General features: G+C 45.1%; 20 protein-coding genes. 13 read left to right on the forward strand and 7 right to left on the reverse strand.

The annotated features are described in order from the left end of the window. Nucleotides 1–30 precede the first annotated feature (30 nt). The 4 genes from EHV15_RS14330 to EHV15_RS36505 all read left to right on the forward strand — a co-directional run bounded on the left by EHV15_RS14330 (nt 31) and on the right by EHV15_RS36505 (nt 4,414). On the forward strand, nt 31–1,923 hold the full coding sequence (locus tag EHV15_RS14330) for a DEAD/DEAH box helicase (protein ID WP_128631802.1): 1,893 nt from the start codon (nt 31–33) through the stop codon (nt 1,921–1,923). After that, a complete protein-coding gene (locus EHV15_RS14335) occupies nt 1,907–2,224 on the forward strand; it encodes a hypothetical protein (protein ID WP_128631803.1) in 318 nt (105 codons plus the stop codon). Before EHV15_RS14330 ends, EHV15_RS14335 begins: the two co-directional genes overlap by 17 nt. A 537-nt stretch (nt 2,225–2,761) precedes the next feature. Next, nucleotides 2,762–4,210 carry an SEFIR domain-containing protein gene (locus EHV15_RS14340; protein ID WP_128631804.1) on the forward strand — a complete coding sequence of 483 codons (1,449 nt, stop codon included), beginning with the start codon at nt 2,762–2,764 and terminating at the stop codon, nt 4,208–4,210. 45 nt (nt 4,211–4,255) lie between these two features. Beyond that, nucleotides 4,256–4,414 (forward strand): hypothetical protein, encoded by a 159-nt coding sequence (locus EHV15_RS36505; protein ID WP_178075852.1) that lies wholly within the window; start codon nt 4,256–4,258, stop codon nt 4,412–4,414. A gap of 130 nt (nt 4,415–4,544) precedes the next feature. Here EHV15_RS36505 and EHV15_RS14345 read toward each other — a convergent pair whose 3' ends face one another. Continuing rightward, nucleotides 4,545–4,811 (reverse strand): helix-turn-helix domain-containing protein, encoded by a 267-nt coding sequence (locus EHV15_RS14345; RefSeq protein WP_246061558.1) that lies wholly within the window; start codon nt 4,809–4,811, stop codon nt 4,545–4,547. 113 nt (nt 4,812–4,924) lie between these two features. Here EHV15_RS14345 and EHV15_RS14350 point away from each other — a divergent pair, with 113 nt between their 5' ends. Beyond that, nucleotides 4,925–5,131 carry an aspartyl-phosphate phosphatase Spo0E family protein gene (locus EHV15_RS14350; protein ID WP_246061560.1) on the forward strand — a complete coding sequence of 69 codons (207 nt, stop codon included), beginning with the start codon at nt 4,925–4,927 and terminating at the stop codon, nt 5,129–5,131. A gap of 25 nt (nt 5,132–5,156) precedes the next feature. Next, on the forward strand, nt 5,157–5,489 hold the full coding sequence (locus EHV15_RS14355; RefSeq protein WP_128631805.1) for a hypothetical protein: 333 nt from the start codon (nt 5,157–5,159) through the stop codon (nt 5,487–5,489). Between the two features lie 171 nt (nt 5,490–5,660). On the opposite strand, the gene EHV15_RS36510 is transcribed toward EHV15_RS14355, so the two are convergent. Continuing rightward, nucleotides 5,661–5,837 (reverse strand): hypothetical protein, encoded by a 177-nt coding sequence (locus EHV15_RS36510; RefSeq protein ID WP_178075853.1) that lies wholly within the window; start codon nt 5,835–5,837, stop codon nt 5,661–5,663. 29 nt (nt 5,838–5,866) lie between these two features. Next, nucleotides 5,867–6,400 carry a YbhB/YbcL family Raf kinase inhibitor-like protein gene (locus EHV15_RS14360; RefSeq protein WP_128631806.1) on the reverse strand — a complete coding sequence of 178 codons (534 nt, stop codon included), beginning with the start codon at nt 6,398–6,400 and terminating at the stop codon, nt 5,867–5,869. A 174-nt stretch (nt 6,401–6,574) separates the two neighbouring features. On the opposite strand from EHV15_RS14360, the gene EHV15_RS14365 reads away from it, so the two are divergent. Continuing rightward, nucleotides 6,575–7,240 (forward strand): GntR family transcriptional regulator, encoded by a 666-nt coding sequence (locus EHV15_RS14365; RefSeq protein ID WP_128631807.1) that lies wholly within the window; start codon nt 6,575–6,577, stop codon nt 7,238–7,240. 134 nt (nt 7,241–7,374) lie between these two features. Here the strand turns inward: EHV15_RS14365 and EHV15_RS14370 are convergent, their stop codons facing one another. Beyond that, nucleotides 7,375–7,569, reverse strand: a complete 195-nt coding sequence (locus EHV15_RS14370) for a hypothetical protein (protein WP_128631808.1) — start codon at nt 7,567–7,569, stop codon at nt 7,375–7,377. 465 nt (nt 7,570–8,034) lie between these two features. Further along, nucleotides 8,035–9,159 carry an ROK family transcriptional regulator gene (locus EHV15_RS14375; protein ID WP_128631809.1) on the reverse strand — a complete coding sequence of 375 codons (1,125 nt, stop codon included), beginning with the start codon at nt 9,157–9,159 and terminating at the stop codon, nt 8,035–8,037. Between the two features lie 255 nt (nt 9,160–9,414). Here EHV15_RS14375 and EHV15_RS14380 point away from each other — a divergent pair, with 255 nt between their 5' ends. The 4 genes from EHV15_RS14380 to EHV15_RS14395 all read left to right on the forward strand — a co-directional run bounded on the left by EHV15_RS14380 (nt 9,415) and on the right by EHV15_RS14395 (nt 14,698). Then, on the forward strand, nt 9,415–10,191 hold the full coding sequence (locus tag EHV15_RS14380) for an SDR family oxidoreductase (protein ID WP_128631810.1): 777 nt from the start codon (nt 9,415–9,417) through the stop codon (nt 10,189–10,191). A 14-nt stretch (nt 10,192–10,205) separates the two neighbouring features. Next, entirely contained in the window at nt 10,206–11,729 is a 1,524-nt protein-coding gene (locus tag EHV15_RS14385) for an FGGY-family carbohydrate kinase (protein WP_128631811.1), read from the forward strand. Nucleotides 11,730–11,775: 46 nt separating this feature from the next. Then, nucleotides 11,776–13,122, forward strand: coding sequence for a glycoside-pentoside-hexuronide (GPH):cation symporter (locus EHV15_RS14390; protein WP_128631812.1), 1,347 nt, complete (start codon nt 11,776–11,778; stop codon nt 13,120–13,122). Between the two features lie 253 nt (nt 13,123–13,375). Next, nucleotides 13,376–14,698 (forward strand): hypothetical protein, encoded by a 1,323-nt coding sequence (locus EHV15_RS14395; RefSeq protein ID WP_128631813.1) that lies wholly within the window; start codon nt 13,376–13,378, stop codon nt 14,696–14,698. A gap of 492 nt (nt 14,699–15,190) precedes the next feature. On the opposite strand, the gene EHV15_RS14400 is transcribed toward EHV15_RS14395, so the two are convergent. Further along, the gene (locus tag EHV15_RS14400; protein ID WP_128631814.1) at nt 15,191–16,018 is read right to left on the reverse strand and encodes an NAD(P)H-binding protein; all 828 of its coding nucleotides are present in this window, start codon (nt 16,016–16,018) and stop codon (nt 15,191–15,193) included. Next, nucleotides 16,015–16,875 carry a helix-turn-helix transcriptional regulator gene (locus EHV15_RS14405; RefSeq protein ID WP_342773993.1) on the reverse strand — a complete coding sequence of 287 codons (861 nt, stop codon included), beginning with the start codon at nt 16,873–16,875 and terminating at the stop codon, nt 16,015–16,017. The genes EHV15_RS14400 and EHV15_RS14405 overlap by 4 nt, the downstream gene beginning before the upstream one ends. A 251-nt stretch (nt 16,876–17,126) precedes the next feature. Between EHV15_RS14405 and EHV15_RS14410 the strand changes: the two genes are divergently transcribed. Both EHV15_RS14410 and EHV15_RS14415 read left to right on the forward strand, forming a co-directional pair. Next, nucleotides 17,127–17,798, forward strand: coding sequence for a response regulator transcription factor (locus EHV15_RS14410; RefSeq protein WP_128631815.1), 672 nt, complete (start codon nt 17,127–17,129; stop codon nt 17,796–17,798). Further along, nucleotides 17,795–18,871, forward strand: coding sequence for a HAMP domain-containing sensor histidine kinase (locus EHV15_RS14415; protein WP_128631816.1), 1,077 nt, complete (start codon nt 17,795–17,797; stop codon nt 18,869–18,871). Before EHV15_RS14410 ends, EHV15_RS14415 begins: the two co-directional genes overlap by 4 nt. Nucleotides 18,872–19,106 lie beyond the last annotated feature (235 nt).

A 19,106-nucleotide genomic window follows, 5' to 3' on the forward strand; every position in this document is an offset into this window, starting at 1 on the left:
AACCCAAATATATTTAAGGAGTTTTGCTAGATGAATAATAATTATTTTATTGAATCGATTCCTAATATTGAATCAAACGATAATCTTAGGGAACCACAATTAGATGCATACAAAGCGGTATATGACCATTTCACCATTCAAGGGAATAAGGAACATGCCATTATCGTTCTCCCTACTGGTGTAGGGAAAACAGGAGTTATGGGTTTAATTCCATTTGGAAATGCGCTTGGCAGAGTACTTATTATTACCCCTCAATTGGTAATTAAAGATGCTGTATTGGATTCTTTGGATCCGGAACACCCTAAAAATTTTTGGATACTCAGAAATATTTTCAATAAATTCAATGATCTCCCTGCAGTTATTGAATATAGCAGCGAGACTCCCAAATGGGCCTTAGATGAAGCTAATATAGTTATTCTAAACATTCATAAACTCCAAGAGAGACTGGAGAAAGCTCTTAGTAAAAAAGTACCGCCCGATTACTTTGATATGATCATTATTGACGAAGCACATCACTCCACTGCGCCAACATGGGAAAAAGCATTGTCATATTTCTCCTCCGCTAAAGTTGTTAAGCTAACCGGTACCCCCTTTCGATCAGATGGTGAAAATATTGAGGGTAAATATGTGTTTAAATACCCTCTTAGTAAAGCAATGGCGAAAGGTTACATAAAATCTCTGGAGAGAGTTAAGTATGTGCCAGATAAACTGTACCTTACTTTGGATCGTAACGATAACATTCTCTATTCAATAGACCAGATACGAGAAATGGGACTTAAAGATGAGGATTGGATTTCCAGGTCAATTGCGTATTCGAAAGACTGTAGTCTAAAGGTAGTTAGTGAGAGTGTTGAGATATTGAAAGAAAAAAGGAAAACTGGAGTGCCCCATAAAATAATAGCTGTTGCTTGTAGTATATATCATGCAGAACAGCTAGTTTCATTATATGAAGATTTTGGAATGGATGTAGCTTTAGTTCATAGCAAATTGCAACCGACGCAATTGGGTGCCGCGCTAAGCGCAATAGAGAACCATAAGGTTGAAGTGGTTATTCATGTCGCTAAATTAGGGGAAGGATATGATCATAAATACCTTTCTGTAGCAGCTATTTTTAGACCTTTTAGACAACGGCTTCCTTATGAGCAGTTTGTTGGTCGAGTATTACGAGCAATTGATCCGGAAGAAGTTGTAAACAATGAAGATAATATAGCCAGCGTCGTACACCATCATGAATTAAACCTTGACGATCTGTGGGAGTTTTATAAAAAAGAACAAGAGAAGAGTGAGGTAATCAAATTCAATGAGCGTGAATCCTCCTCTTTATTGGATGGGAATGTAACTGACCGAATAATTAATAAGCAGACAGGGCATGTTCAAGAGGATGGAGACGGCGCGTTTATAACCGATAATTTTATTAATACTCAATTACTGGAGGAGCGGGAACGAAGAATAGCTGAAGAGCGAGAAAAACTACAAAAATTAAAAGAAGTCCTTCCAAACTATCCTGAAGACGTCTTACTTCAAATGGTTCGGAGGGAAGAAGAGGGGACTCCATCAGAGAAAATACTCCGCCCCGATAAGTTTATTTATAGAAAAAAGCGAAATCTAGACGACAGAATTAAAGATGAGATGGTGCCTGAGTTAATAATAAAATATAATATTCGTAAAGAAGATAAAGATCTTAATAAATCCCGACTATTTAAAAAGTATCCATGGATTCCTGACAGCGATAAACATAATGCAGCTATGATGGCAATGTATCTTGAGCAAAGAGTCAATGAGTCAGTGGGCAATAGCAAGAGGGAAACATGGGGGCAGCAAGAATATGAAGCAGCCATGAGATATGTTGAAGATATTTATAAAGTAATGGATCAGATATTAGAATCTGAATTGGGAGGAAATTTAAATGACAGGGATTCGTGAGTTATACAATTTAATGGAGGGCTACATTCTTACCCCAACGGAATTGTTAGCTAATGCAAAATTACCAAATTACGAATATGTGAAGTTTTCAAATAATGGACAAGGACTACACGCTGAATCCTGCTGTAAGCTGGAAGAAGGAGAACGAGTAATTTTCAATTATTATTTTGATGAAAAGGATCGCCTACAAAAGTTGATTATGGAAGATGGAAAAAAACAAGAGGTACTTTTTGACAGAATGACTGAAATTGAAAATCTAAAGTCAAAACTAATTAAAAAACGTGATACTGTTCGCAAATAGATTTTTCCGTCACCTTCACAGGTGACTTTTTTATGTGAATCTGATGTGAAAAATGATGTTAATTCGTTATAACATCAGGTATCGCATTGTCAAGTGATTAGGAGATCTATGTTTTACGCGGTTTCCCGTTACTATAGCTGAAGCCGCAATAATGAGGCGCCCGCATACGGTGCATGTGGAGTGCTGTTTAATATTAGTTTGGAACGGACATAAAGAGTGAGAAGTAATGTGGAATTGCCCTATCTTTATTGAGGGGGCATTTTTGTGTCAATAATTTCGAAGCAGGAGCTGAATACGTAAATTGTAGACGAGGGTGGTTTACATCAGAAATTCTCTTAGTAGCTGTAATATGAGCGATACATACCTATTCGGCTACTAGAAGTGAAAATTCAAACGATACGATAACGCAGATTCCAACATATGGTACAATAGTTATGGGTTAATGTACTGATGTTATGTTTAAGCCATATCAGTTATAAAGATGATAACCTCTTCCTTATAGGGAAGTAGTAGCTGTGATAAGGAGGGAATGTTACTATGACTGACAAAACATTGAAGCCCCCCAAAGTTTTCATTTCTTATAGCTGGACCTCTCAAGCCCATGAGGACTGGGTATTAGAGTTAGCTATTAGGCTACGAGATAACTATGTTGATGTGGTATTGGACAAGTGGGACTTAAAAGAGGGGCATGACATTTTTGGCTTTATGGAGAGTATGGTTCGTTCGGAAGATATAGAAAAGGTTCTAGTTATCTGCGATAAAGGATACAAAACAAAGGCAGAGGAACGTAGCGGTGGAGTCGGTACAGAAACACAAATCATATCAAAGCAAGTTTATTCAGATATAAACCAAGAGAAGTTCATCCCAATAGTTGCAGAACGTGATATTGATACAGGGGAACCAGCCATTCCTATCTATATGCAATCAAGAAAATACATCGACTTATCTTCTCCCGAACAATTTGAAAAAGGATATGAAGAATTACTCAGGAATATATTCAACCGACCAGTGAACAGAAAACCTGCTTTAGGTGCAATACCATCATGGTTGTTTGAAGATGCACCTGCACACTACAAGACTTCAAACTTAAACAAGGTAATTAAAGATTCCATCACTCGGAATCCGCAGAGATTACCATCTTTGACGCAAGAGTTTATGGATGCCTTTCTTGATAGTCTTAGTCAATTCGAATTTGAGTATAAACGTGGAGAAGCTGAATTAGATGAGTTAGTTTTCTCGAAAGTCCAAGAAATGCTTACCTTACGTAATGATTACATAGATTTTGTTGAGTTGCAATGTTCAAGCCAAACACACGTTGCAATTGAACCATTTATTCGATTTTTTGAGCAGCTACAGCAAAAGACGATGAGACCAGAAGGTTTTAGCGGTACTTTTTACGAGGAGCAGTGGGATCACTTCAAGTTTCTTGTAAGAGAGATGTTCTTGTTTACAGTTGTTATCTTCATTGATAAAATGCAATTCCAAGCATTAAGCGAATTATTACAAACTACTTATTTTATACCCGATAGAAGCTACACAGAGATAAAGGCAAGAACATACGATTACTTTGATCGATATTGCAGATCATTAGATGAAGTACGAAATAAACGACTAGGACTAAGGAGAGTGAGTGTTACAGCTGAGATTCTGATGAATAGGGTTACGGAAAGGTATACGAGAAAGAAAGTGGTGCAAGCTGATCTTTTACTTTACTACTTTAGTGTTCTTAGCGAAACAGAGAAAAGTTATGTTTGGTATCCAAGAACACATGCGTATGAGGAATACTATAAATTAGAATTTCTACAAAGATTAAGATCAAGAAGGTACATCGAAACAGTAAAAATGCTATTCGAAGTACAAAATGTTGATGACTTAAAGAAAAAGATAGAGTCGTTCAAGCATGTTCATAGAAGTGCCGGGGTATTTGAAGAAATACCTAGCATTCAAGATCATATCCCAGTTGAAGATGTGGGTTTATATCCATAATAATCGGTCAATCCCCTATATATAAGGAAATAGGATGTGAGGCACGTGAATCAAATAAAAGATCTCCAGAAACTCATTAAACTTACAGGAGCGCGTGCTAAATTGGATGCAAAAGCAAATGAAACCTATATTATATACAAGTCTGATAAAGGACAAATATTAAAGGAGTATCCTGACGGAAAGATTATACCCGTTACCGATTAGGGTGGCTTTAATGAATGATAAAACGCCGATTATGTACGATTTTACAGGTACAGCATACAAATGACGCAATTCTTTTTCGATCAAATAATAATAGCGGGGCGCAGGCTAATGAAAGCTTTGTGTCCCGCTATTATTTGTCCTCTCCGTCCTTCTGAATCTTCGCATGTTCACTCTCAACCAGCTTGAAAAAATCGGACGGCTTGATTTTCAGCCCTTTGCAAAGGTCAAATATTTTCGTAACAGAAGGTTCGTTCCTACCAACTTCAATCATGGAAATATAGGATCGATCTACACCACACTCATGCGCCAGGTCCTCTTGACTTAAGCCGTGCTTGATACGTATAGCTTTGACGGTTTTCCCGATAATTTGTTTGAGCATAATGGACTGATCTTTCAAGAAAATTACCCCTTTTAAGTCCATTATCAGTCTGTTATACTAGCCACAACAGATAAAGTATTCAACAAAATGTAATTAGTTTACATTTATAATGTGTAATTGGGGCACTTTTTATGAAGAAAACGGAGGTCTGGTCAATGATTTCTTTACTTAGTGCGCTTGAGGAGGAAAGACAGAAATTAAATGAAATAGGGCGTGAATCCCTTGAACAGGGAGCCCCCCTATTTCAAAACAGCGCGCTTCAGGCTCAAAGCAAGAAAGTGGATTTATTGATTGTCCAATTGTATAGACGAGTTGGAATCAAACAACAGTCAAGCTAGCCCTTTCAGAGGAGGTCAAACAACCATGCCATTTCCGTTATGGTTTCTAGACGCGATAGAGCAAAGGTTAGATCAAGTTTCGGCTCGAATCGAACGCAATCCTGACGTGCGTAAACTTCGTGCCGAAGAACGCGCAGCTTTTGATGCTATGTTTTCTGGGAAAGATAAAACGAAACTGCCCGAGTTTATGGACTGGGAGGATAAGCACCACTTCAGAAGGGCTTTAGAAAATGAACGTTTGTACATGCAAGGGATGATCGACGGTGTACAATTAGCTATTGCGTTGCTTAACGATTCTCTTTTCTTTTCCGAAAAACCAGAGACAACATCGAATACGTCAAACACGGATGCGGACTGATTATGGGGACCATTAAAGCAAATCGATAAGAATAAAGAAGGGGCGCTTAAAGAAGTTGCACCAATGGGTTAAAAAGATGACCCTGTACAATACAGGAATCATCTCTTAAATGTGGCCTAACTCTTTTTTTCAAAGTGATCCTTGACGTACAAGGATAAGCTTTTTCTCGAGTTATTTGAATTTGATTTTGTTTTTGATTTTGCTCCCACAGCCGCAAATGATCGTATGCTTCAAAATTTTAATTGGCTGGTAGCACATGGAGCACACACTTTGATGAAGCGGATCGTTCAGCTTCACCACTTCCTCCGTACTTGACGCTGCTTCGCTTGGAGCATTGGACGTTACCATCGTCTCCTATGTCCCCCAAACGGCTTGGGTTACTTGATTTCCCCTGTTGCCACGAGAACGGCTCTCCCCAGCGTATGACCCAGCATGGTGAATCCCAAGAGAGCCGGCGTGGCGCTAGGGTCGACGCCGATTTTCTCGACATCCAGCGCATGAACGACAAAATAATACCGATGAGGGCCGTGTCCCGCAGGAGGCGTTGCACCGATAAACCGTTCGAGCCGCAAATCGTTCGGCAGTTGCAAGGCGCCTTGCGGCAAGCCGCTGCCATGCTCGTCGCCTGCGCCGGTCGGCAGTTCGGTGACGCTGGCCGGGATGTTGATGACGGCCCAGTGCCAGAGGCCCGATCCGGTCGGGGCGTCCGGGTCATACGCGGTTACGGCGAAACTTTTCGTTCCTTCGGGCGCACCCGACCATTTCAAATGGGGCGAAAGATCTTTGCCGCCCTCTACTCCTGACATCTCCGAGTATTGCTGAGGCGGTAGAGGAAGGCCCTCAACAATATCGTTACTTGTTACTTTGAAGCTTGCGACTTCCGGCAATTTGGCAAATGGGTTGTTGCTCACTGTAAATGACCTCCTTATCCAAAGAATAATTCGATTATATTCATAAGAATCGATTTTGTAAATATAAATCGTTTAATATTCTAATTATCGAATTTAGTGTTTGTTTTTTTATAGATTTGGTGTAAACTATTTAAACGTATATTCCCGATTTGTATAAAGGATGGTGCTGGCTTCATGGCCAAAAGAAACGGTTCGTCCACTTTAAGCGAAAATGTCAGAAAGAAACTGCAGTCCGATATTCTGTCCGGACAATATGAACCGGGATCTTCATTAACCGTTTCGGAATTAGCCCAAGGTTTCGATGTCTCGGTTGCCGTCGTGCGAGAAGCACTGACCCGGTTGGCGACCCAAGGCCTCATCTTGCAAAACCCGAATCACGGATTTTCCGTGAAGACAGTGTCGGAAGAAGAACTGAATAGCATCATAGAGGCGCGTTCGATCAACGAATCCGCAGCATTACGCCTGTCCATCGCCCATGGCGATCTCACATGGGAATCCAATGTAATCGCCGTTCACCACAAATTATCGCAAACGCCCGAGTACAAGGAAGTGAATCAAAAGCTTGCCGTTCGCGAGGAGTGGTCTGACATCCACCGTCAATTTCATTACGAACTTATCGCCGCATGTCCAAACCCGATTCTCCTGGATATCTGCAAACGCCTTTGGGATTTGAGCGAATTTTATCGGCATTGGTCGAGCCAACAGCAGCCCACCCGCGATGGCCGCGCCGAGCATAAGGCATTAACCGATGCCGTTCTTAGCCGCGACAGCGATCGTGCCGTCGAGATCTTTAGAGCGCACATCCAACTCACCGCGGATATCCTGTTAGACAACCGATAAACGGATTAAGCCTACGAATGCCACCTTTACTCATAGACATTTAGCAAAAAAGGAGCAGTTTGCTTTATGGCAACTGCTCCTTTATCTGCCGGCGCCGAAATTTAGTACACAATTCAACCTCCCCGACGGCTTAACTACATCGGCCTCCCGTTATGTGTCGGCGGGTCCTCCTGTTCCATCTCCGGACCAAACTCGTCAACAGCCGCGGCGGGATTGCCGTCTTGATTCCACGCGTCCTTCGTCATAAACGCCTTCGTTCGTCCTCCATCGGTCGAGTCTTTGGCCTTTGCCTGTTCGAGCTGGTTTTCTGCTTTTTCACTGTCGTTCATAAGGTGACCTCCTAAGAAATTTTGTCTTTTCACATTTTTCGTTTATTAGCATTTCTCAAACATTTCTGAAGTAATTCATAAACAAATTCTCAGTAAGGTAGGAGGCAGATAAAAACAACATTGACTTCGGGATAGGAGAGGAGATAACCGGATGAGAGATACGATTTATTTGCTGACGGGGGCGCCGGATTTTTGGGGAATAATATTTCCCGCAAGCGGGGTATATTTTGAGCAATGAGATGGTATCGATGCGGCAGATGTTCGACCTGACCAGCGAAGCCAGCGGCGCCCCGCGGGTCGAGAACATTTTGACGCCGGAACAGATGCAGCTAAACCATCGCTGACACGGTGGAGTGGCTGCGCAGCGAAGGGAAAATCTAACGATAGTCTCACCGAATAAATAAACTCCAAGGGCATTGGGATTGAAAAATCCCGATGCCCTTGGTTGTATATTCAGCGAACGTATCAAATCGAATTCAAAAAAGATTGAATATAGGGGAGCGCGGCGCCTATAGGCACACCGTTTTCCGGGGAACGGCTGATATGAATAAAGGGTTCATGGCTGGGAAACGCCGTTCTTTCATCAACTTTCTCATGCAAAATGTCGATATCCTGCTGCTTTAAGTAAGGAGAAATATGGCCGCCCAAAATAAACTCCCGGTTGATGACCAGGTGGATATTGTTGATCGAAAAAGCCAGGTAATCCAAAAACGCATCCCATCGCTCCGCGTAAGGAGAAACCCCGGAACGTACTTGGCGGAAGAAAGAATCCAAGGTTTCCCCTTCTTCCAACAGCGCGCATACCGAGCAGCGGGTTTCCATACAGCCCTTCTTGCCGCAGTAACAAGGAGCGCCGTTTGGCTCAATCGTCATATGTTCCACCGTTCCGCTATGTCCTTCTTTGCCCATCTCAATTTGGCCATTGATGATAATGGCGCCCCCTAGATGCCTTCCAATCGACAGGTAGACCGCGTCACCAATGTCATTTCTGACCCACAATTCTGCAGCTGCGGCCCCCTTTGCATCATGCACAAACATGCAAGGATACTTGAGATGCCGTGCAAACACATCAATCTCCAGTCCTGTGCAATCCAAAATCTTTCCGTAAGTGATTTTTTGTCCGTCGGCGGAGGTTAAGGCTTGCACGCCAAACCCGATGCCGAGAACCCGATCTTCCGGCACATCCAGAGAAGAGATGAAGGATTGCACGGCATCGCTTAGCTCTTTGTAATAACGGTCCCCGTTGGCATAGCCAAGCGGCAATTCCGTTTGCCGAAAGGCGGTGCCAAGCAAATCAACCGCCAATATTCGCACGGCCTCTTTCTGAATTTCCACACCGATACTAATCCGAGCTTGGGGGCATATGGCATAAGCGGTTGCGCGCCGGCCGACGGAAGATTCAAACAACCCGCTTTTCTCAATCCGTTTTTCCTCTTCCAGACGAACCAGATTTTGCGTAACGGTCGGCAAGCTCAAATGAAGCTGGTTGGCGATTTCTTGTTTTGATAGCTTCCCATTTTGATAAATGAGATGGTAAATCGACGAGTAATTGTTCTTTTTTATATCTTTAACTGCGGTGTTATGGTCCATAAAATCTTACCTCATATTTTTATAAAATACTTTTGCAAAAAAGATTTATGTAATCCTGGTTTAACTATATCATAGCGGCTTATACGGCAACAACTTTTGTGGGATATTTGCAGGATTTTTGCAGGATGTTTATAGCTTGTCTTAAGGTTCAGCCGATTTACGCATATTGACGGATACAAAAAACGGTTATATTATATAAACATGTTTTATAAAATGATTTTACAAAATAATTTTATTGAACGGGAGGGCAAGTAAATGGGCATCATCGAAAAAATGAGATTGGACGGGAAGAAAATTTTCGTTACTGGCGGTGCAAGAGGAATCGGTAAAAGCGTAGCAACCGCTTTTGCCGAAGCGGGAGCGGATGTGGCTATAGTGGATTTGGATATCGCAGAGGCCAGGAAGACAGCTGCGGAGCTTGAACAAAGCCATAAAATTAAAGCGTTTGCAATCCAGGCGGATGTAACCAAACCTGAAGAGGTGGACGCCATGATCGAAGAAGTGCTGAACGTTTTCGGACGTTTGGATGTGGCCTTCTGCAACGCCGGAATTTGCTTGAATGTCCCGGCCGAGGAAATGACGTACGACCAATGGAGAAAGGTGATCGACATCAACCTGACCGGGGTATTTCTGACTGCGCAGGCAGCCGGAAAAGTCATGTTGAAACAAGGCGGCGGTTCGATCATTAATACGGCTTCCATGTCGGGACATATTGTGAATGTGCCGCAACCGCAATGCTCCTACAACGCCTCCAAAGCGGGAGTGATCCAGCTCACCAAATCGCTGGCCGTGGAATGGGCGTCAAGAAATGTGCGCGTAAATTGCATCAGCCCCGGATATATCGGAACAGAGCTTACATTGAACTCTCCGAGTCTGAAGCCGCTGATCGAACAATGGAACAGCGTTGCCCCGCTTAAGCGCATGGGGAAACCGGAAGAACTGCAGTCCATCTGCGTTTATCTTGCCGGGGACACCAGCAGCTTTACGACGGGAGCCGATTTTGTCATAGACGGTGCTTTTACTTGTATTTAGAAAGGAGACCGTAAATGTACTACTTGCTTGGAACGGATATTGGAACGTCGGGCACGAAAACGATATTGGCGGATACAAGCGGAAATGTGGTCGCCCAGGATTTACAGGAATACGACGTATTGACCCCAAAGCCCTTATGGGCGGAGCAGTGGCCTGATGTGTGGCTGGAGGCGGCGAAGACGTCGATTAAAAATACGGTGCGCAAAGCGGGAATTCCGGCGGAGAAAATTCGCGGTATCGCCATCAGCGGTCTGTACGGGGGCTCGGGAGTTCCGTTGGGCGACAATATGGAACCGGTCAGGCCGTGCATGATTTGGATGGACCGCAGAGCGGAACAAGAAACCAAATGGGTCCTGGACCAGATCGGCGAAGAAAAGCTGCTGGAAATTACCCATAATGGAGCCGACCCTTATTACGGCTATACGAAAATATTATGGATGAAACGCCATGAACCGGAAAATTGGCGGAAAACCAAGCTTTTTCTCCCGCCCAATGATTACGTCATCTATAAATTGACCGGGAATATTGTCATCGACTATTCTTCCGCAGGCAATATCGGCGGCATTTTTGATATGAATACCCGAACTTGGTCGCAAGAAATGATGGACGCCATGGGCATTCCGTTGTCCATGATGCCGGAAAAACTGGTGGAGTCCACGGATATCGTTGGCGGATTAACCTCAGAAGCCGCGGCTGAATTGGGCCTTGCCGAGGGAATGCCGGTGATCGCCAGCGGGATTGACTGCGGCGCCGCCAATATCGGTCTTGGTGTATTGGAGCCCGGGGTTTATGCGGCGGCTATTGGAACTTCGATGTGCGCGGCATTTATTTCCGATCAACCGCTAAAGCGAAAAGATCTCATCGTTTGGCCCTATTTATACGATGCCAAAAAACTATCCTACTATTTCGCCGGCGGGGCCACGGCGGGAGCGATCGTGAAATGGTTCCGGCAAACGATGTGCCAATTTGAACTTGAAGCGGAAAAAGCCGGCGGGAAAAACGCGTACGATGCGTTAAATGAGCAGGCGGCCCAAATCCCGGCTGGCAGCGAAGGGCTGATTGTGCTTCCTTATTTTATGGGGGAGAGAAGCCCGATTTGGGATTCGGACGCCAAAGGAACGATCGTCGGACTTTCGTTGGCGCATACCAAAGCGCATATTTACCGGGCGTTCCTGGAAGCGGTTGCATATTCTTTGCGGGATGCAATGGAAGCCACCGGTGAAAACCTCGGCGAGTATATCCTGATTGCCGGCGGTGTAACGAAGTCCAAACTGTGGAGGCAAATCTTTGCCGATGTGACCGGTTATCCGGTGGTCTGTCCGGTGCATGATGTTGAAGCGAATATGGGCGATGTCATGCTGGCCGGAATCGGAACAGGCCTGCTCTCATACGAGGATGTAAAGAAATGGCCGGTTTTGGACGAGAAGTTGATGCCTAATCCACAAAACCGCGAAAAATATAACGGTTATTACGAGGTTTACAAATCGGTTTATCAACATTTAAAGCATGATATGAAAACGCTGACAAAACTTTCTTGAAGCTAAGGCGGAATCCTAAATTGCTGAAAAAAGGACAGGTGAGCCAATGAATAAATGGAAAACTAGAATCGGTTATGGGGCTGGCGATTTAGGATGCAACCTGGTATTTAGCACCATGGCCTCTTATTTGATGATTTTTTATACGGATGTCTTCGGAATCACGGCCGCTGCCGCGGGCACTTTAATGCTGGTAACCAAAATCATCGATGCTTTTGCGGATACGGGCATGGGCTTGTTGGTGGATCGCACGAAAACGAGGTGGGGGCAAGGAAGACCCTATTTTCTGATCGGTGCCGTTCCTTTTACCGTATTTACCATCTTGACGTTTGTGGTTCCCGATGTTGATATGACCGGAAAACTGATTTGGGCTTATTTCTCGTTTACCCTGTTAAACATTGCCTATACGGTTGTAAATATACCGTTAAACACGATTGTGCCCAGATTAACCAAGGATAATCACGAGCGAAACTGGCTGGTGTCCACCAGAATGATTTGCGCGCTGATTGGGACAGCTTTAGTGATGTCCATTACAACACCGTTAGTAAATTCCTTTGGCCAAGGAGACGCGCAAAAAGGCTATTTACTCACGATGAGCCTTTACGGCATTGCGGCCATGTTCATATTTATTTTCACCTTTATGAACACAAAAGAGGTTGTCCCTCCGACCGTGGCGCCCGGGAAGTCTTCTTTTAAAGAAGACCTGAAAGGATTGACGGATCAGAGCATTTTATTCTTTATCGTGAATTTCCTCTATTTTGCGCTGTTTGTCATCCGAAATACGACCGTCATCTATTATTTTACGTATAATCTCGAGCGGACGGACTGGCTCACCTTTGTCGGCCTGTTTGGCATTTTGTCCGGGTTGCCGATGCTGCTTATTTTACCTTGGCTGCAAAAGCGGATATCCAAGAAAAATGTCATGCTTCTAAGCATCGCCATCTATATTGCGGGGGATTTAATCCTTTATTTTGGAAAATCATCCGCTTTGCTGCTCATCGCGGGACTGGCGATCACCGGGCTCGGTATTTATGGCATCTTCGGCGTCACGTTTGCGATTCAGCCGGATGTCATTGATTATTCGGAATATAAAAAGAACAGAAGTATTTCCGGTATGATTGCGGCTTTCCAAGGATTTTTCGTCAAAGGAAGCATGGGGCTGGCCAGCGCTTTAATCGGGGTTATACTGAACATGGGCGGTTATGTTCCGAACGCCGCGCAAACGGCAACCGCTTTAAAATATATTGAATTAACGTTTATATGGATCCCGCTAATCATCTGCATCTTCATCGGAATTACCGTTTGGTTCTATAAGCTTGACGGCAAGCGCGCGGAAATGGATGTGGAGCTGGAACGGCGCCGGGCGATATCCGGAGGAAATGCGGTTGGTTTTTAATTAAAGTGGAATCAGTTTTAAAAGCACTGTTTTCGTTGATTAGCTTTGTTGCACGATTAGTTTTGGAGGGTGCTGTCTCAAAAGGTCGTCAAATTGGCCTAAAAGACAGCACTTTTTTGACTTCGGAAAACGAACTGACAAATGTGACATAAAGAGTGGAGCAAATTAACCGATGGATATACTATAATGGAAAACGCTTTAAGGAACATGCTTGAAAATGAACCTTAAATTTCTTATGCCTTGAGGTGAAGACGTGGGGAGTTATTTAAGTAAAGACAAACGAGGTGGAATAATTGCTTCACGAATCGAACATCAAGATGTTGTAGGTGTACTGATTAGTTTTGAATTGCTTAAAGAAGATTCTAAGTGTTATGAGATATTAACAAATGAAGAAGAGACAAAGCCGAATGAATGGACAATAATGCCGGAAGGCAATGATGATCTAGAGGTTATTTTCGGGAAGGCCAGATTGTATGTGCAGGTGAAATCGGGTCCTGTTTCACTTAGAAATCTTAAAGAAATATTATTAAAATGGGCAAATGATAAAAAAAGTAAAGAAAAGCATAATGTTAGGTGTTATTTTTTATTGAATGCATTGCAGGGTTTCTCCAATTTCTTAAGCGAATTTGAACACAAATTAAATGAACTAAAGAATAGCAAAGATGTATATTTACCATCTGAGTACGAAGAATCCAAGAGAATATTTTGTGAGAAATATGAACTTAGTGAATTTTATGAACTGATTGACTTATTGTGGATAGATACGAGACAATTCATGAAAGATGAAAGTACAACATTTGCTGTGTTTTCACAAATTGTCCGAGAAACATACGATATCCGGGATTTTGGAAATAAGATGTTAAAAGATATTTTTTCATCTCTAACTGAAAAATTTGCATACGCTCGTCGAAATAGATTACCGATTAAAAAGAAAGAGTATCTTCAGTGTTTCCATGCAATTATTAATAATAAAGAATTAATACTCCCTAATGATTTTACGTTACTAACAGGCTATGAATTTAAAGATACAGGTTATCATAAAAATCAGGAAATACAAAGGAAATTCAAAGAATTATACACAAATGTAAAAAGGGTGTATCGAAAAATTAGGAATCGTTGGGTAAAGGCTTATTGGAGAAGTGCATTGGTAACGGCACTTTTTGGAGGTTGGCCCCAATGTGCCGAATGCGGTCATCCCTTAATGTCAAACTTAAGCGGACTATTTGGAATTGCCTGCCCTGACTGTGGCTATCAACCATATGCCACATTATATTTAGGATGCTCTTGCGGAAATTATCTGATCATAAAAAAACAACCTGCTTTGTCACACGAAGAATTCGTTGAAGCAGTTTTAGAGTATTCGCATAAACACTCAACTGTATGTGACCGTTGTGGTAAGAATATGATTGATGATTATTGGAAATATCGATTATTGTTTCTTCCATTCCCTGAACCTATGGAAGTATATTCTTCAAATGTAATAAAACAATTTACGAAACGAGGGTTGTTTTTAAGGGGGTTAATTTTATTTGCATTAGTTATTTTCATTTGCTATGAGTTGTTTATTAGAGGATAGACACTATGATAAAGCTTTGAACTTAAACGTGGCGATAAAGCTGTGATAGTGGGCATTAATAATCAGAAGTCCATTGTATGCTTTGGTATTTTTCTGATTATGATACACTGCCTCAATTTTGGCTCAAAACAGAAAACTGCGCTTGACAGAGGCAACGGGCGCAGTGAAAAAATCTAACGGTTATGAGCGCTGTTATTTAGGCTCAAATGGAGAAATACAAGTTGTAACGGTTGCCAGGAAGCTTATTCCCCGTTTTATCTTGAATACAGGGGCTGTTTTGCACAAATAGGCACGCTGATAACCGTTAAAAAAGAAAACCCCGCCTTTTCGGCTAAATAGCTGCGCTGGCAACCGTTAGCGAAGTATGAATCAGATTAATTACGGAACTTTCGAATGGCCAGATCCACTCCCCGCACCGCCTCATGCGTCCGGAACGATTTGCGCAAATTATGCGCTTCGATGGCGAAGTTCATTTTACACGCTTCCTCCGTTCTACAGAAACTCCTGCTTATGTTCCTTCGCCCACTCGGCGAACGTGCGGGCCGGCCTACCGAGCACCTGCAGGGTCGTCGGCAGCACGGTGTAGCCGGCTTCGGGCGTGTTTTTCGCCATCTGCACAAAAAACTCGACGCTCTCCTCGTCATAGCCCTGGTCCCGCCATTGCTGCCGCGCCTCTTCCTCCGTCAGCTCGACGAACGGGATGTCCTTCCCGATGGCGGCCGCGATCGTGCGCACCGCTTCCTTGCGCGTCAGTGCTTCGGGACCGGTCAGCGCATACGTCCGGCCGTGATGGCCGTCTTCCAGCAGTGCCCGGACGGCGACCGCGGCGATGTCTCCTTCATGCACCCGCGCGCTCAGCGCCTCGCCGTAAAATTCCCGCACGATGCCTTCCGTGCGAATCATATCCCGCCAATCCGCCAGCACGTTGGCCATAAATTCGGCTGGCTTGACCAGCGTCCACTGCATGCCGCTGGCCTGCAGCGCTGCCTCGACCGGTCCTTCTTCGAAACCGACCAACACGACGACCCGTTTCACGCCGGCCGCCTCCGCCAGCGCCACCACTTGCGGGTCCGTGTCGAGGTCAGCCTCGGGCTCATCGCTGGAGGTGATCAGAAACACCGCCTCCACGCCTTGCATCACCTCCCGCAGCGTTTCGGGCTTCATCAGGTCGCCCGCGGCGATCTGCACGCCTTCCGGCAGCTTCGTTTTCGCTTGCCCGGGATTCCGCGTTAATGCCCGCACGGGCATTCCCCGCTTCACCAGTAAATCCGTCACATGTTGTCCGACCGTCCCTGTTGCACCTGTCACTAAAATCGTCATGTTGCATCTCCTCCTTGTTTTTTCATGTAATGCTGGCGGATGGCTTCGAGATGGGCAACAATATCATCCCGCAGTTCGCCCGGTGACACGATGTCGACCTTCGTTCCGTAGCTGGTGATGACCGAGAGCGCATACTCCTTCGTATAAAAGGTCGTATGTACGTCGATGCAATCCCCAAGGTACGTACATTCGCCCGGAAACTGCTCAAGCACGCGGGTGCGCGCCGTGGGGGCGAAGCGAAGATGGGCCCGGATCCCCAGCGTTTCTTCCTGTTCCGGCTCGTCCGGAGTAGTTCTGGGGACGAATGCCGCTTCCGACACATCGAGGCGAATGATCCGCGATATGCGGAAATACCTTTTCGCCTGGCGCAAGCGGCAGTACCCTTCCAGATACCAGACGCCGTTTTCCCACAGCAGATTCAATGGTTCCACGCTGCGCTCGGATGGCGCGCCATAGGCGTTCCCATAAGCCAGTTCGACCACGCGCGACTGCCGGATGGCCTGGAACAACCGCCGGACGTAGTCCCGCTCATGTTCCGGGGCGTTCATGCTTAGAATGACGGCTTCATGGTTTCCATCGCTCGCCAGCGCCGGATGCAGGCTGGCCAGCTTCCGCATCGCGGATGCCGCAGCGCCGCCCATCGCTCCTTCCATCGCCTTCAAAAGCGAATAGATCACCGACAAGTCTTCGAGCGAGAAGTGCTGCCGTGTGAGAAAAAATCCGTTCATCAGCTCGAATCCGCCATCCGCGCCGGTGAACGAGGCGACCGGGATGCCGGCCTGATTGATCAATTCGACGTCACGGTAAACGGTGCGCACCGACACTTCGAACTTGCCGGCCAACTGCGCGGCGGTCACCCTTTTTTAGCCATCAACTCCAGCGTGATTCCGAGCAAACGGTCCAATCTCACGGCCATCGCCTCCTCTGCCGATAAACTTGTGCAGGTCATCTGAGAACGATCCTACACTAATAATTCTGACAACATGGTTGTCAGGGTTGGAGATGCAACATTTGTTCATCTAAGATAATCTGATATTTAAGCCCGCAAACATTTCTTTAACATTTGCCTGTTATGCTGATTCCACTTGCGGAGAAATGAGGTTTTTTTATGATTAATATACTTGTTGTGGAAGACGATATAAAGCTTAATCAAATCGTTTGCAGTTATTTAAGCGATCACGGATACGCCGCCAAAGGGTGTGTGAACCCGCGGGAGGCCTATGATTTAATGTATAACAATCTGTACGGTCTGATCATTTCGGACATTATGATGCCTGAGATCGATGGCTATGAATTTGCCGAAACCGTGCGGGATCTCAACAAGAACATCCCCATTTTGTTTATGACGGCCCGTGACGATATTTCTTCCAAGCAGCGGGGTTTTCGGGTCGGCATTGACGATTACATGGTGAAACCGGTCGATCTGGATGAATTGGTGCTGCGGGTGGGTGCGCTGCTCCGCCGGGCGAATATAGCCAATGAAAGGCGCTTGTCGGTGGGGAGGCTGGTGATGGACGCGGACGCGATGACGGCGACAGTGAGCGGGGAAGACATTCCGGTGACCGTGCGTGAATTCAATATCCTGTATAAGCTGCTGTCTTATCCAAAGCACACTTTTTCCCGTGCCCAACTTATGGATGAGTTCTGGGGCATCGATAGCAAAACCAGCCTGCGCGCCGTGGATGTCTATATCACCAAGCTCCGGGACAAGTTCTCCAGCTGTGACGATTTTAAAATCGTTACCGTGCACGGCTTGGGATATAAGGCGATCGTGGAATGAAAAAGAAGCCGATCAAAAAGGACGTCCGAGTAAAAGCAAAGCATTTTTCGTGGAAGGACTACGCGCTAATCTATTTTGTACTGCTGACGTTGTCCGCCGGACAAGTGATGATTTATGCCAGAACCATGGGGATGAAGGTTTTCGGCATGCCCCCGGTTTATATTTTGGGGATGCTCGGATATTGGGCGATTGTTACGGCTATTTTTTGCTTTGTTGTCGCCCGTCAGAAGTTTCGCACTTTCGACAAACCGATGAGAAAACTTAGCGAGGCCGCCAAGCAAGTAGCCGAAGGAGATTTTTCGCTCTATCTCGAGCCTGTACACTCTGCGGATAAGCTGGATTATGTGGATGTCATGTTTGAGGATTTCAATAAAATGGTGGAGGAACTGGGCAGCATCGAAACGCTGAAAAACGATTTTATCGCCAATGTGTCCCATGAAATCAAGACTCCGCTGTCGGTGATCCAAAGCTACGCCACGGTGCTGCAAAAGCAAGATTTGCCGCCGGAACAACGCAAGGAATACGCCGACACGATCATCGCCGCCTCCAAAAAACTGACGGCGCTGGTGACCAATATTTTAAAGCTCAACAAGCTGGAAAATCAGGAGATTACGCCGGCCAGCGAGCCTTTTGACCTGTGCCGCCAGCTCAGCGACTGCGCGCTCGCCTTTGAAAATGAGTGGGAACGAAAAGGGATTGAGCTTGTGGCGGATATCGAGGACCGCGCGATCGTCCATGCCGATGCCAGCATGCTGGAGATCGTGTGGCATAACCTTCTTTCCAATGCGCTGAAATTTACGGAACCCGGGGGCAAAATCACTTTAACGCAAGTTTCGGATGAGGATGACGTGACGGTATCGATTACCGACACCGGTTGCGGCATGGACGAGGAAACGATAAAGCATATTTTCGATAAATTTTATCAAGGAGACACCTCCCATTCCGGCGAAGGCAACGGGCTTGGGCTCGCGCTTTCGCTGCGCGTCATTGAGCTGGCCGGCGGTTCCATCACGGTCCGGAGCGAACCGGGTGAGGGGACTACCTTTACCGTAAGACTAAAAGCCGGAGAATAAGCGAGTATCCAAAACCCGGTCCTCTCTTCACTTTAAATTGGAAAAATCCAATAGATTTCGCCCAAGTCGCCCGTTTCGCGCCTGCCGAGCCTAATCAGTTGGAAATCTCCAATCAAGCTGCCGCATTTGCCGCTCAATTTTCAATTCTATTGGATATTTCCAATCATAAATACGCCTAATATTACTGTGATTGATTGGAAGATGGAGGAAAATGGCGTATTTTGGCGAATTACCT

The organism is Paenibacillus oralis, assembly GCF_003863965.1.
Classification (GTDB): domain Bacteria; phylum Bacillota; class Bacilli; order Paenibacillales; family Paenibacillaceae; genus Fontibacillus; species Fontibacillus oralis.